The sequence below is a fragment of the Breoghania sp. genome, assembly GCF_963674635.1.
GTDB lineage: Bacteria > Pseudomonadota > Alphaproteobacteria > Rhizobiales > Stappiaceae > Breoghania.
Genome location: NZ_OY771475.1, coordinates 1,734,091 through 1,747,946, shown reverse-complemented (window position 1 = coordinate 1,747,946; position 13,856 = coordinate 1,734,091). Strand labels below are relative to the sequence as shown.

At 61.4% G+C, this 13,856-nt stretch carries 14 protein-coding genes; 5 read left to right on the top strand and 9 right to left on the bottom strand.

Annotation, left to right across the window (positions count from 1 at the left end):
• Window positions 1-50: 50 nt before the first annotated feature.
• Window positions 51-1,229: an alpha/beta hydrolase gene (locus ABGM93_RS07710; protein WP_321504999.1), complete on the bottom strand. Its 1,179-nt coding sequence runs from the start codon at window positions 1,227-1,229 to the stop codon at window positions 51-53.
• A 316-nt stretch (window positions 1,230-1,545) separates the two neighbouring features.
• Here ABGM93_RS07710 and cobT point away from each other — a divergent pair, with 316 nt between their 5' ends.
• The gene (gene cobT / locus ABGM93_RS07705) at window positions 1,546-2,571 is read left to right on the top strand and encodes a nicotinate-nucleotide--dimethylbenzimidazole phosphoribosyltransferase (protein ID WP_321504997.1); all 1,026 of its coding nucleotides are present in this window, start codon (window positions 1,546-1,548) and stop codon (window positions 2,569-2,571) included.
• Between the two features lie 26 nt (window positions 2,572-2,597).
• Here cobT and ABGM93_RS07700 read toward each other — a convergent pair whose 3' ends face one another.
• Complete coding sequence (locus tag ABGM93_RS07700; RefSeq protein ID WP_321504995.1) at window positions 2,598-4,151, bottom strand: HAMP domain-containing sensor histidine kinase; 1,554 nt, start codon at window positions 4,149-4,151, stop codon at window positions 2,598-2,600.
• A gap of 282 nt (window positions 4,152-4,433) precedes the next feature.
• On the opposite strand from ABGM93_RS07700, the gene ABGM93_RS07695 reads away from it, so the two are divergent.
• Window positions 4,434-5,045, top strand: coding sequence for a glutathione S-transferase (locus ABGM93_RS07695; RefSeq protein WP_321504994.1), 612 nt, complete (start codon window positions 4,434-4,436; stop codon window positions 5,043-5,045).
• Window positions 5,046-5,279: 234 nt separating this feature from the next.
• Complete coding sequence (locus tag ABGM93_RS07690; RefSeq protein WP_321504992.1) at window positions 5,280-5,927, top strand: uracil-DNA glycosylase family protein; 648 nt, start codon at window positions 5,280-5,282, stop codon at window positions 5,925-5,927.
• A gap of 68 nt (window positions 5,928-5,995) precedes the next feature.
• On the opposite strand, the gene ABGM93_RS07685 is transcribed toward ABGM93_RS07690, so the two are convergent.
• On the bottom strand, window positions 5,996-6,940 hold the full coding sequence (locus ABGM93_RS07685) for a sulfurtransferase (protein ID WP_321504990.1): 945 nt from the start codon (window positions 6,938-6,940) through the stop codon (window positions 5,996-5,998).
• Window positions 6,941-7,118: 178 nt separating this feature from the next.
• Here ABGM93_RS07685 and ABGM93_RS07680 point away from each other — a divergent pair, with 178 nt between their 5' ends.
• Window positions 7,119-7,613, top strand: coding sequence for an Lrp/AsnC family transcriptional regulator (locus ABGM93_RS07680; protein WP_319771891.1), 495 nt, complete (start codon window positions 7,119-7,121; stop codon window positions 7,611-7,613).
• 4 nt (window positions 7,614-7,617) lie between these two features.
• Here ABGM93_RS07680 and ABGM93_RS07675 read toward each other — a convergent pair whose 3' ends face one another.
• Complete coding sequence (locus ABGM93_RS07675) at window positions 7,618-8,013, bottom strand: 4-oxalocrotonate tautomerase (RefSeq protein ID WP_321504985.1); 396 nt, start codon at window positions 8,011-8,013, stop codon at window positions 7,618-7,620.
• A 99-nt stretch (window positions 8,014-8,112) separates the two neighbouring features.
• On the opposite strand from ABGM93_RS07675, the gene ABGM93_RS07670 reads away from it, so the two are divergent.
• The gene (locus ABGM93_RS07670; protein WP_321504983.1) at window positions 8,113-8,982 is read left to right on the top strand and encodes a LysR substrate-binding domain-containing protein; all 870 of its coding nucleotides are present in this window, start codon (window positions 8,113-8,115) and stop codon (window positions 8,980-8,982) included.
• 77 nt (window positions 8,983-9,059) lie between these two features.
• On the opposite strand, the gene ABGM93_RS07665 is transcribed toward ABGM93_RS07670, so the two are convergent.
• From ABGM93_RS07665 to ABGM93_RS07645, 5 genes are all read right to left on the bottom strand, one after another.
• Window positions 9,060-9,938 (bottom strand): NAD(P)-dependent oxidoreductase, encoded by an 879-nt coding sequence (locus ABGM93_RS07665; protein WP_321504981.1) that lies wholly within the window; start codon window positions 9,936-9,938, stop codon window positions 9,060-9,062.
• A 185-nt stretch (window positions 9,939-10,123) separates the two neighbouring features.
• On the bottom strand, window positions 10,124-11,269 hold the full coding sequence (locus tag ABGM93_RS07660; RefSeq protein WP_321504979.1) for a PLP-dependent aspartate aminotransferase family protein: 1,146 nt from the start codon (window positions 11,267-11,269) through the stop codon (window positions 10,124-10,126).
• Between the two features lie 131 nt (window positions 11,270-11,400).
• A complete protein-coding gene (locus ABGM93_RS07655) occupies window positions 11,401-12,228 on the bottom strand; it encodes an ABC transporter permease (RefSeq protein ID WP_321504977.1) in 828 nt (275 codons plus the stop codon).
• Window positions 12,225-12,938: an ABC transporter permease gene (locus ABGM93_RS07650; protein WP_321504975.1), complete on the bottom strand. Its 714-nt coding sequence runs from the start codon at window positions 12,936-12,938 to the stop codon at window positions 12,225-12,227. Before ABGM93_RS07650 ends, ABGM93_RS07655 begins: the two co-directional genes overlap by 4 nt.
• Window positions 12,939-13,071: 133 nt before the next feature.
• On the bottom strand, window positions 13,072-13,842 hold the full coding sequence (locus ABGM93_RS07645; RefSeq protein ID WP_321504973.1) for an ABC transporter substrate-binding protein: 771 nt from the start codon (window positions 13,840-13,842) through the stop codon (window positions 13,072-13,074).
• Window positions 13,843-13,856: the final 14 nt, after the last annotated feature.

Sequence of the window (13,856 nt, the reverse complement as noted above, 5' to 3'; positions counted from 1 at the left end):
TGCCTCGTCATGCCTTTGCATGCGCGTGAAGACGGCCCTTGCGCCACCTCCTATCGGGCACCGAAGATTTGTATGGGCGCGCTGAGGATGGCCTTTGGAACCGTGAGAACGACATTTGCGCCACGCCCGATCAGGTCGCCAACCTTGCCGCCCGTGGGCGATGGCTGCTCCACGTTGTCGCCCAGCCGACTGTGCACCAAAGCGGCACTCAGATTGGGCGCAATCAGGGCTATCTCGGCAAACTTGGAGTGATTTGCGCTGTCGCCCTCCAGATCCGTCAGGTCGATGACGATGGCACCGAGTTCCGCCAGTTCTTCAGGGTTCTCATAGCGACCAACCCGCTGTTTGCCGCCGCTGATCAGACTGGAGGCGCGCAATGCGCGGTCGTCGCGCGAAACGAGGATCAGGAACGGCTTTTCGGGCCTGCCGGTGCGCTGAAGCTGCTGCTTGAACAGGTCGATATCGATATCGGGAGCTGCCAGCGCGATTGTGCCGAACCTGTCGCGCGAAAACCCATGTGGCGAAATCGAGATTTGGCGCAGGGTTTCCAGAAGCAGATAGGTGCCCATGGAATGCGCGAGGATGTCGATCCGCTCCGCTCCGGAGGCTGCCAGATCCCGCAATGTCTGTTCCAGTGCATCGCGTGCGATCTGGGCGCTGTTGATGTCATAGACATAGTCGGTCACCGCTCCACCCGAAGCCCAGGTGAATAGAACCGGCACGCTCGGCACCTGCGCATCATCGACAACTTGCGTGAACCGGTAGAGTGCCTCGGGAAAGCGCGTGTTGTACCCGTGGACAAACAGGAAGGCGCGCCGGTTGCCCGGCTTGCGCTTGGCCAGTTCCTTGCGCATTTCGGCCCGGAATGCGGTGCGGTCTTTCAGATAACCGGCAGAGCGCAAGGTGAAGTCGGTTGCCGGATCTCCCGGCGGCACGCTAGGCCATTCGATCTGTCCCGGCTTGTGGGCGGGGGGCACCGAAACGGTCGCCGTTGCGAAGTCCAGCTCGTCGGCGCGCTCGTTGGTGAAATAGGTTCCCGATACGGTGGCGCGCTGGCGGGTGGTTGCGATGATGATCTTGTGGTCGCGCGCGGAGCCTTCCGCCTCTTGCGAGATCTTGAGCGAGCCTGGCCCGGGCCGCGTGGCGCACCCGGCCAGCAGAAGGGCGGTCGCCAACACGACGAAAGATCGCCGGATCAGGCTGGAACGGGATGCGCTGACTGTGTTCATTCGATCTTTGGACCGGGCGTTGCGTTCAGGCTCTTCAAAGGTGAGGGCCGGAAAGGAATGCAGAAGGCTGAACTCTATCGCATGGATTATGGAAACCTTGTTGCGAAAGAAGTGATTGGCGCTGGCAGTATGCCTTTTCCCGCGCACTGTTACGATCCCGTCACAGGCCTGTCGAAAATGGCAATGCTCGGATCGTCTGGTTGAAACCTTCCCTCGCGCCTCCTGTAACAGGAACGGCGCTTGTATTTGACATTGCGCGGTTTATAGATCTGCCAAAACCTATTCAGACCTCGTCCATTCGAGCCGGAGACCTCCCATGCCGCACACCTCCACCGGGTTGCCATTCGACGACATCCGAAACCTGTTTTCCGAATTGCTCGGGCCGGACACGGCGGCAGTGAAGGTGGTGCGCGAGCGAGAGGCACAGCTTGCCAAGCCGGCGGGCGGGCTGGGGCGGCTGGAAGACATCGTGGCCTGGCTGGCCGCATGGCAGGGGGCGCAGCAACCAAAGATCACCCGCCCGCTGGTCGCGATCTTTGCTGGCAATCACGGGGTCGCCGATCAGGGCGTTTCGGCTTTCCCGCAGGAGGTGACCCACCAGACGGTCGCCAATTTTGCCGCCGGAGGCGCCGCGGTCAACCAGATCTGCATCGCCCACGATCTGGGCCTGAAGGTTTTCGAGTTGGCGCTTGAATATCCCACCAACGATATCACCCGTGACGCGGCGATGGACGAGAAGACCTGTGCCGCCACCATGGCCTATGGCATGGAAGCCGTGGCGGGCGGTATCGATCTTCTGGCCGTCGGCGATGTCGGCATCGCCAGCACGACTGTTGCCTCCGCCATCCTGCATGCGCTTTTCGGCGGTGCGGCGGGCGACTGGGTCGGGCCGGGCAGCGGCGTGGATGCGCAGGGCGTTGGCCGAAAGGCCGAACTCGTCGCTGCCGCGGTCGCGCGCAATGAAGGTGCGCTCTCCGATCCTCTGGAGGTTCTCCGTCGCCTTGGCGGGCGCGAAATTGCGGCCATGGCGGGCGCGATCCTCGCCGGCCGTCTCCAGCGCGTACCCGTGATCATCGACGGCTTCGTGGCGACGGCTGCCGCCGCCGTCCTTCATGCGATGGATCCCTCGTCGCTCGATCACTGCCTCTTCGCCCATGTCACGAGTGAGCCGGGGCATGTCCGTGCGTTGGAAATCATGGGCAAGAAGCCCTTGCTCGATCTTGGCCTGCACATGGGGGAAGGTGTGGGCGCCGCCCTTGCGATGGGGCTGGTAAAGGCGGCAGCTCAGGCGCATGAAGGCATGGCGACCTTCGAGATGGCAGGCGTCAGCAAGCCGCGTTGAGGCCGACAGAGCCTGAAAAAGGCGTCCTAGGATGCCCTTTTCATGCCGGAACCGGTATTGGGGCCAGCCGTCGGGCGATAGGTCGGCTCCATGGCGGGCATCTCTTCCAGTACGCGCGAGCGCGGGAAGGTGATGATCGCCTCGGTGCCTTCGCGCAGCTTGGATTTCAGTTCCAGCTTGCCGCCATGCATGTTCATCAGAGCCTGGACGATGGGAAGGCCAAGGCCTGTGCCCTGTTCAGCGCTCTTGATCGCCAGAGATCCCTGACCGAAAGCTTCCAGCACCACCGGGATCTCGTCCGCCGGAATGCCGGGGCCGTTGTCGCGCACCATCACGTACTGGCCGCCGCCTGCGGTCCATCCTGCCTTGACGCTGACTTCCCCGCCGCTCGGCGTGAACTTCACCGCATTCGACAGAAGGTTCAGCACCACCTGCCGGATGGCGCGTTCGTCCGCCCACAGCTTCGGCAGTCCCTCCTGGAACTGATCGGTGATGGTCAGGCCCTTGTTCTTGGCGCGCAGCTTGATCAGGTGGATGCAATCCTCCACCAGATAGGGAAGCTGGATCGCCTCCTCGTGCAAGTCGTAACGACCCGCCTCGATGCGCGACAGATCGAGGATCTCGTTGATGAGGTTCAGCAAATGCTGTCCGGAGGTGTGGATGTCCCCCGCATATTCGCGGTAGGTCTTGTTCTCCAGCGGCCCCAGAACCTCGTTCTTGAGCACTTCGGAAAACCCGAGAATGGCGTTGAGCGGGGTCCGAAGCTCATGGCTCATCGTGGCCAGGAAACGCGATTTGGCGAGATTGGCTTCCTCCGCGCGTCTGCGACTGTCATCGCTCACCGCCTTGGCCTGCTCAAGCTCAATGATGAGCTCGTCCTTCTGCGCCCGGAATTCCAGCATCATCACATTGGAAGAGAACAGGCGATGGCCGAGGATCGCGAAGAAGATCTGTGCTCCGATCCCCATGCCGCCCATGGCGAAGAAGATCGGCGCGCTGGGTTGCAGGAACACGAAGGTCATGGCTGCGGTGACAGGCACCGTTGCGGCATAAAGTGCGCCGGGAATGTTCGATGACAACATGGTCATCATCGCGACGATGACGAGAACGGTGGCGAATTGGAAAACCTCGAAATGCTCGGGAACGCCCCCGATCTGAAGCATCATGAGCGATGCCCAGGCGAGCCCTTGCAGGAAATCGCCCATGATGAAGTGACGCCGCCAGCGTTTCAGATCGATGCCTGCGATCGGTGCTTTCTCGAAACGGCGTGCCATCGAAAGCTGGAGCATATGCGCCAGCATCACCGCGCCGAACCAGCCGATGATCATGAACCCGCCGAGCCAGAAATGGCAGATGGTGGTGATGATCAGCGCAAAGGCGGGGACGGCGAATGTCGCGGAGATACGCGTCTTGGCGAAGATGAGCGCGAGTTCGTAATCGAAATCGGCGCGCATGCCCGAGGAATTGCCAAGCTGCTCGCGCGCGGATTTGACGGTGCGCGAAACCGCGCGCCGTCGTCCGGCGCGCAGGCTGTTCTGCGCCGTTTTTTCTGCGGTCGATGCGTAGTGGTCGACGTGCATTGGGCTCGCGTGCGAAACGTGTTGTCTCAGGGAGCCGCTATTGCCATTTGTCCACGCTCAAGCGGGGACGAACGGAAACACCGGCTCGAACTTAACAGAGTTTGACGATAATTCCTTAAGAACAGATTCAACGGCGTGGTTAATCGGCAACCAAATTCGGGTTGAAGTGTTAATATCAACGTCAAAAAAAACGATGGGTGGGGCTGGCATGTAACGCTTGCCGCGCACGTGCCGTCATGCTCGACTAGCGGGCCAAAAGACGATGAGGGGAGGATTTCGTCGATGAAGCTTTATGATGGTGGGCGCGCGCCCAATCCGCGCCGTGTACGAGTGTTTCTGGCGGAAAAAGGTGTCGATGTGACGCTTGTTCCGGTCGATCTCGGCGCGCTTGAGCACAAAAGCGAGAGCTTCACCCAACTCAACCCTTATCAGCAGCTTCCCGTCATGGAGCTTGATGATGGTACCCGGATATCGGAAACGGTGGCGATTTGCCGCTATATTGAGGAAACACATCCAGAGCCGCCGCTGTTTGGCGTCAATGCCGTTGATCGCGCCTTGGTGGAGATGTGGCAGCGTCGCGTCGAGATCGGCCTGTTCCTGCGGGTCGCAGCCGTTTTCCGCCATCAGCATCCGGCGATGAAAGATATGGAAGTGCCTCAGGTTCCTGATTGGGGAGAGGCGAACCGCCCGAAAGTGCAGGAACAGTTCCGCTTCCTGAACGATGAACTGGCGACACGTCCCTTCATCGCAGGCGAGCGTTTCACCATCGCTGATATCACCTGCATGATCGCCCTCGATTTCTGCAAGCCCGCGAAGATCGACATTCCGGAAGAATTGAGCCATCTCCACAGGTGGTATGACAATGTGAGAGCCCGTCCGAGCGCCGCGGCGTGATCGAAAGGGCAAGTCTGCGTCCTCCGGTTTGAGGAGGCAGGCCTGAGTTTGCGGCCCGTCCTTCGAGACGCCTGCTTACGCAGGCTCCTCAGGATGACGTTGTATTCGTTGATACATCTGCGAAAGCCAGCAGCACACACAACGTCATCCTGAGGAGGGCCGTCAGGCCCGTCTCGAAGGATCGGCCACCTCCCATTCTCTCGCTCCTGCTCAATTGGGGTATGCTCGCGGCCAATGACCAAATCATCTTCCGCGAACACCTCCGGGCTTGCGCCACTTCTGGGCGAAATCCGCGCCTGCCGGATCTGCGTTGAGGAGCCGATACGTTTGCCCTTGCCGCATGAGCCGCGCCCGGTCATTCGCGCATCCACGACGGCGCGGCTGTGCATCGCTGGACAGGCGCCGGGCACCCGCGTTCATGCCAGCGGCATTCCCTTCGATGATCCCTCAGGTGACCGCCTGCGCGCGTGGCTGGGGGTGGATCGCGAAACCTTTTACGACGCGGCGCGTCTCGCCATCGTGCCCATGGGGTTCTGTTTCCCCGGTCTCGATGCCAAGGGAGGCGATCTGCCGCCGCGCCGCGAATGCGCGATGCATTGGCATGACCGTGTCTTCGCCGCCATGCCGCAGATCGAACTGGTGCTGGCGATCGGTCAATATGCGCAAGGCTATCATCTGGGAAAGGCGCGCCGCGCCTCACTTTCCGCCACCGTGGCGGATTGGCGGGCGATCCTTGCCGAAGAGCGCAAGCCGCGTCTTCTTCCCCTGCCGCATCCCTCATGGCGCAACAACATCTGGCTGAAGCGCAATCCGTGGTTTGAGGAAGAGCTGCTGCCGGTCCTACGCGCGGAGGTTTCCCGGCTTGTCGTTCCGCATACCTGAACGCAAAAGCCGGGCACGCATGGCGCGCCCGGTCCAATTGGGAGCCCGCGATGAAAGGCGGGGCCGGGTCAGCCCTTCGTGCCGTCGCCCAGCAGGACGGGGCGTTTGGGATCAAGCGTCCAGCCGACCATCGATGCGTCGTAAAGGCGGACGTTTTCGTAACCCAGCAATTCGTGCAGCACGAACCAGTTGGCCGAGGCCCAGTGGCCGGTGTTGCAGTAGGAAACGATATTGGCCTTCTTGTCGGCGAGCTGGACGCTCGCGATCAGGGCAAGCTCCGCTTTCGACTTCAGCTTGCCGGTCTCGACATCTATGAAAGCGTTATAGTCGAGATCCACCGCGCCGGGCAGGCGGCCAGGGCGCGGGGCAAGCTTGTGCTTGGCCTTGCCCTCGAAAAAGGAAGCCGGGCGGGCGTCAAGCAGAACCGTGTCCGTGCCGACGCTCTCGGCCACCTCATCGGTGGAGATGGTGAGCGTCGGGTCAGGCTCTGCGGTGAAGAATGCCGCGTCGGGTGTGGCCGCTTCATGCCGGACGGGCCTGCCTTCGGCTTTCCAGGCACGCATTCCGCCATCGAGCAGGCCGACATTGCTCAGGCCCAGTTCCTTCAGCGTCCAGTAGACCCGCGTCCCGGCGGAGAAGTCGGTGCCGTTTTCACCGCTTTGAACCACGACGACTGCGACGTCCTCGTTGATGCCGATGGAGGAGAGGTAGGTTTCCAGTCCCTCCACGCTCGCCATCTGGCCGGGCACCCCGTCCTGCTCGCTGCGCCATGGCCCGGGATAGGTCGTCGTGATCGCGCCCGGCACATAGGTGGGCTTGGCCGCCTCCTTTTTCTCGCCGCCCTTTGCGGAGCGGAAATCGACGTCGAGGATCACAAGGCCCTCCTCATCCAGATGAGCCTGAAGCCACTCCGTGGAGACCAGCGGAGTGAGAGCGGGGGCTGACAGGGCCGCCGTGGCTGAAATTGCAACCGTCGCAACCGCCGCGACGAGGCGCGTGAAGGGGCGCAGCATGGGGGAACTCCTCGGTGTTCGTTACGGAAGGAATTGACATTCAGATCCAAAAAGGGCAAGCGTGCTGAACTTCGGAATTAGAAGAAAAATCTAAAATTCTATGTTCTGCGGTCGATAGGAGAAAGCTGTTGTTCTCCAGATCTCAAAACGTAGAAAAAAATTTCAGGAATATTCACCCATGATCGACAAGGTCGACCGCCGCATTCTCTCCATCCTGCAAACGGACGCGACCGTGCCCGTGGCCGAGATCGGCCGTCGGGTCGGCCTGTCCACCACGCCGTGCTGGCGACGCATCCAGAAGCTGGAAGAAGATGGCGTGATCCAGAAGCGGGTGGCGCTCCTCGACGCCACCAAGGTCAACGCCAAGGTGACGGCTTTCGTCTCGATCACCACCAACCAGCACACCGACGACTGGCTGAAGAAATTCGCCGATGTCATCCGCGAGTTCCCGGAAGTCGTGGAATTCTACCGCATGGCGGGATCGGTCGATTATCTTCTGCGTGTCGTCGTGCCCGACATCGGGGCCTATGACGTCTTCTACAAGAAGCTGATCGCGAAGATCGATATTGCGGATGTTTCCACGACCTTCGCGATGGAGCAGATCAAGAACACCAGCGAACTGCCGCTCAATTACATCGTGGTCGGCAAGGATCGTGGCGGCTCGCAGGAATAGTGGCTCAGGCCGCGCGGCCCGCGGAACGGGCAAACTGTGTCAGCCCGCCAAATCCCCATTGTTTGAAGGGGACTTCCTCCACGATGACATAGCTCACCTCGTGGACGGGGCCTGCAAGCGTGTTCATTGCCGCGAAGACGGCATCGATATAGGCCGCCATCTCATCGGGGCTATTCGTGCCTTCGCTCACGGCAATGCGCAGCGAAAAACTCCCTTGCTCTTGTGAGAGGGCGGCTGCACCGATGAACCAGTCTTGCGTTGCGATCCGCCGGATCGTGACGGCGGTGCGCATCGGATCCTTGTGAAGATGTTGCGCCGTTAGCTCCGTGAGGATTTTTGCAATCCGGTTGCAGGGCAGGGCGATTTTGTCTGAGGCAATGGCGACGTCCAGAAGCGGCATGATGATCTCCCGTGTTAGGCTTTGCGGGAACACGATGACCGCAATCAGACTACAGAAAAATCGAATAGTATTTCATCCAAGATTCAATAATGTTGAAGTATGAGAGAATTCGAACCCGATCATTTGCGGGCGTTGGTCGCCTTTGCCGATACCGGCACGCTGGCGCGTGCGGCGGAGGTTGTCGGGCGCACACCGTCCGCGGTTACTGCCCAGATGCAGAGGCTGGAAGAGGTGGCCGGCGTCGCGCTTCTTCGCCCGGCGGGGCGAGGGCGAGAGCTGACCGAGGCCGGGACCCGGCTGGTCGCCCATGCGCGTACCATCCTCGGTGCACACAGGGCCGCCTGGGCCAGTCTGGCCACCATGGAGCCGGAAGGGCAGGTCAGCCTCGGCCTGACGCAGGATTTTACCGGCTCGCCGCTGATTGATGCGCTTCGCGCGTTCTCCGGCTCGCGTCCGCGTGTGCGGACCGCCTTTCGCGTGGGGCGCAGTGCGGAGCTGTCCGAACAGCTGGCGGCCGGCGATATCGAAGTGCTGGTGGCGATGCGCCAAGAGGTTCGCGGCGATGAGGTGGCGTCCTTTTCGACGCCCATGCGCTGGCTGGCGCCTGCCGATGGCGTGTCGATGTTGCCGGGCGCGCCACTTCCTCTGGCGCTCCTCGATCCGCCTTGCGGTTTCCGCGATGCCGCCCTGCGCGCGCTCGACAAGGCGGGGCTCGATTATCGTATCGTTGCAACCGGCGTCAGCCTTGATGGGGTTTTCGCCGCGGTGCGCGCGGGGATCGGGATAACCGCCCGCCTGGAGGCTCGCACGCATGACGGCATCATCGCCGCGCCCGTCGAAATGGCTCTGCCGCCTCTGCCGCATGCGGAGTTTTCCATTCGCCTGCGCGATGGGGCGGAGGCAAGTGCAGAAGAGCTGGCGGAACTCCTCCGCCGCACCTTCGAAACCCAGTTGCAGGTGGTCGGGTAAAAGAAAAACCCGGTCTGGCGCTTGGCCGGGCCGGGTTCCTCGTCTCAATTTCAGGCGCCTTTACGGGGCGCGGCGCTTCACGTGTCGGCCTTTTCTAGGCGCGCGATCAAGCTTGACGTGTCCCAACGATTGCCGCCCATGGCCTGGACCTCGGCATAGAACTGGTCGACAACGGCGGTCACCGGCAAGCGCGCGCCGTTGGCGCGGGCCTCTTGCAGGCAGATGGCGAGATCCTTGCGCATCCAGTCGACGGCGAAACCGAAGTCGAAAGTCCCCTCAGCCATGCTCTTCCAGCGGTTTTCCATCTGCCAGGATTGCGCAGCCCCCTTCGAGATCACGTCGATCACCTTGGCAACGTCGAGATCGGCCTTGCCGGCGAAATGGATGGCTTCGGAAAGCCCCTGAACGAGGCCTGCGATGCAGATCTGATTGACCATCTTGGTCAGCTGACCGGCCCCGCCGTCGCCCATCAGGCCGACCATCTTGGCAAAGCAGTCGATAAGCGGGCGGGCCTTGTCGAAGACCTCCTGACGACCACCGACCATGACGGTGAGCTGACCGTTCTCCGCACCCGCCTGACCGCCGGAAACCGGTGCATCGAGAAAGAAGAAGCCGCGGGCAAGCGCCGCATCGTGGAGTTCTCGCGCCACTTCCGCCGAGGCGGTCGTGTTGTCCACGTGGATCGCGCCTTCCTTCATGGACTGGAACGAGCCATCTGGGCCGAGGGTCACGGAGCACAGATCCTCATCATTTCCGACGCAGGAAAAGACGAAATCGCAGCCCTCGGCTGCCGCCGCCGGGGTGGGCGCGCGCTCGCCGCCGAACTGGGCGACCCATTTCTCTGCCTTTTCCGCGGTGCGGTTATAGACGGTCACATCATGCCCGCCCCGGGTCTTCAGGTGCCCGGCCATGGGATACCCCATGACGCCCAGACCGATAAACGCGACTTTCGCCATCTGCGATGCTCCCCCAGATGTGGTTCGAATTGTCTCGACGGGCGCGCAGGGCGCGCGCCGTCCTCCCGAGGCCGAGACTATTCCAGAAGCGTCGGTGGCGGAAAGGCCGTCAGAGGGAAAAGATGTCCTTGCGGAACGGCAAAAGACGCCCCGCCCTTTTCAGGGCCTGAACCGCGGTTGCCCGGTCATCCGGCAAGCGCCTGATCGAGATCGGCGATCAGGTCGTCGGCATGTTCGATGCCGATGGAGAGCCTGAGCAGGTTCTTCGGTACGCCTGTCGCGTCGCCTTCGATGGAATAGCGATGCTCCACCAGGCTTTCCACGCCGCCCAGAGAGGTCGCGCGCAGGAAGGTCTGCAACCGGCCCGCAACTGCAAGGGCCTCCTCGGCACCGCCTTTCACGAGCACGGAGACGAGCGAGCCGAAACCGCCGGTCATCTGCTTGAGGGCGATTTCGTGGCCCGGATGGGTCTCAAGGCCCGGATAAAGCACACGCTCCACATTCTCATGCGCATCGAGAAAGCGGGCGACGGCCATTGCATTGGCGTTCATACGCTCCACGCGCAGCGCAAGCGTGCGCATGCCGCGCACCAGGAGCCACGTCTCGAACGACCCCAGCACCGCGCCCGCATCATGCCGTTCTTCCGTAATCAGCTGCCACCGCTCACTTGTCTGACTGCTGGTGGAAACGACCCCTGCCAGCAGGTCCGAATGGCCGTTGAGCGCCTTGGTCGCGGAATGGATGACGAGATCCGCCCCGAATTCGATCGGGCGGCAGATGAGCGGGGTCGCCGCCGTCGCATCCACGGCCAGAACCGCACCTTGCTTGTGCGCAGCCTCGGCGGCGAAAGCGATATCCGTCACCTTGAGGGAAGGGTTGGAGGGGCTTTCGATGAAAAGGAGGTCCGGCGCCGTTTCCGCAAGGGTCTCGGCCAGTCGACTGGCGTTGGTGGTGTCGCATTCCACCAGCGCGATGCCGTTGCGCTGACAGAACTTCCGCACCCATACGGTTGTGCCCCAGTAGATGCCCGACTGCACGACGACGGCAGCACCCGGCGGCACGGTGCGGAACACCGCGGCAATGGCCGCCATGCCGGATGCGAAAAGCCTGGCCGCTTCGGCCCCTTCCATATGCGCGATCAGCGCCTCGGCCTGGCGGCAAAGGTCGCTATCATCGCGTGAATAGAGGTGATCGGGGCTCGTCAGCGCGTAGGACGCATCGCGCGCGAAGGTGGTTGCGGGTTCGATCCCGGGCACCACGGCTCCGGTACGCTGGTCGGGCTTGCCAAGGGCATGGGCAAGCGTCGTGGCGATGTTCTTGTCGGTGCTCATCACAATCCCCCAGTATATATCCTCATTTGAGATAAGCGTTTGTGTCCGCTAGGGAAAGCAAAAACCGGACCTAGGGGGCGAAGGCACAGCAAAGGGGAGGACTTTCGCCCGGCCCCAATCGCCTCGGCGGTTTATCGCTGAAGGTGGCGTGTCAGGCGGATTTCCAGCTTGTCCCACAGGCGGCGCAACCCTTCCACAACGATAATGTAGATGATCGCCGCCCACAAATATGCCTGGAAATCGTAGGTGCGCGCGAACATCCGCCGTGTCTCGCCCATCAGGTCGTAGACCGTGATGATGGAGACGATCGCCGAGCCTTTCAGCATCAGCACAATTTCGTTGCCATAAGGCCTCAGTGCGGTGATCAGCGCCTGGGGCAGGATGATCTTGAAGAACATGACAGGGCGCGGCAGGCCCAGTGCCCGGGCGGCTTCGCTCTGTCCTTCAGGCACGTTGCGGATCGCACCGGCAAGGATCTCGGCCTGATAGGCGGCCGTGTTCAGCGTGAAGGCCAGCAGCGCGCAATACCAGGCATCGCGCAGGAACCACCAAAGCCCGATATCCTGAAAGAAGGGGCGGAAGGAGCCGACGCCATAATAGATCAGAAAGACCTGCGCGATCAGCGGCGTTCCGCGAAAGAAGTAGACATAGCCGTAGGTCAGACCGCCGATATAGCGGTTCGTTGTCAGACGACCGAAGGCGATGGGCAGGGACACAAGGGCCCCCAGGACCACGGACAGAATGACCAGTTGGATCGTGACGATCGTACCATCGATGAACTTCTGGCCGTACTTGTCCATGAACTCCTGATCATAGGAGTTGTAGAGGAAGGCGATGACGCCCAGGCCCCCGAGAATCCAGAAGGCCATCAGCGCATATCCGACAATGCGCAGGAAGGTCCAGGGACGGGCTGTCTTGACTTCGGGCGGCGGCATGTCGGCGGCGGTTTCCATGCTCATCGCTTGGCCTCCCCGCGCCGCGCCCAGGACTCGATGCGGACCAGTCCCACAGACGAGATGAGCGAGAGAGCCAGATAGAGCGCACACGCCAAGCCGTAGAACAGAAACGGTTCCTTGGACACGCGCGCCGCGATACCGGACATGCGGAGCAGGTCCGAAAGGCCGATCACCGAAACCAGCGCGGTATCCTTCAAAAGCACAAGCCACAGATTGGAAAGGCCCGGCAAGGCAAGACGGATCAGTTGCGGAAAGATGATCAGCCGCATCGTCTGGTAGTTGGACAGCCCCAGCGCGTGACCGCCCTCATACTGCCCCTGCGGGATGCCCTTGAAGGCGGACAGAAACACTTCGCTGGCATAGGAGGAAAACACCACGCCGAGCGCCACCATGCCCGCCACGAAGCTGTTGATCTCGAAATAGAAGTCCTCATGGAACAGTCCGATAAGCGACTGCAGGCCAATCTGTACGCCGTAATAGACGAGAAACAGGGTCATGAGCTCGGGCAAACCGCGAAAGATCGTGGTGTAGATGTCTGCGGCCCTGTTGAGATTGGGGTCGTTGGAATGTTTCGCCAGTGCCAGCAGGAAACCCTGAAGGAGGCCGAGCGGCAAGGTTGCCAGCGCAAGGGCGATGGTGAGCGCCATCCCCTGTAAGATCTGGTCGCCCCATCCTTCGCTGCCGAAGGAGAGCAGGGTGAGGACATAGTCCATGAGTTGGCCAAAGCTGTGCAGTTAAAATAAAACACGCCGGCGAAGCGGAGCTCCGCCGGCTTTAGCGCTGGGTCCGAAGCGGAGAGATGCGTATGTTGCGTCTCCCCACCCGGCGTCAGCTTACGTCTGTCGATCAGTCGCCATAGACGTCGAAATCGAAGTACTTGTCGTTGATCTTCTTGTAAATTCCGTTTTCACGGATAGCAATGATTGCCTTGTTGAACTTCTCGCGCAGCTCGTCGTCACCCTTGCGGATCGCGATGCCGATACCCTCGCCGTAATAGGCCGGGTCGGCCTTCAGGCTGCCGAGGATCTTGCAGCAGGCGCCGTCGTCGCTCTTGAGCCATTCGCTCATCACGATGCGGTTGTCGATGACGGCGTCGAGACGGCCGTTCACAATATCGAGCTTGTACTCTTCCGCGGTCGGGTAGAGCTTGACGTCGGAGTCGGTGAAGGTGCCTTCAGCGAAGTTGGAATGCGTCGTGGACGACTGCGCACCAATGGTCTTGCCGGCGAGGTCTGCCGGGGTGACGCCCTTCAGGTCGGAATCCTTCGGCACGGCGATGACCGGCTGCGTACCGTAATACTTGCCGGTGAAATCGACCTTCTTCTTGCGCTCGTCGGTGATCGACATCGACGCGATGATCGCATCGTACTTGTTGGCGAGAAGCGCCGGGATCATGCCGTCCCAGTCCTGGGTTACGAATTCGCACTCGACCTTCATTTCCTCGCAAAGGGCCTTGGAGATTTCGATGTCGAAGCCCACGAGTTCATTGTCGGCAGTCAGGTAGTTGAACGGAGGATAGGCGCCTTCCGTACCAATGCGGACGGTTTCGGCATTAGCCGTTGCGGCTGCGGCGATGGACAGCGCGGCAATTGCTGCTGCGCGAATGATAAAACGCATGATAGTCCTCTGGC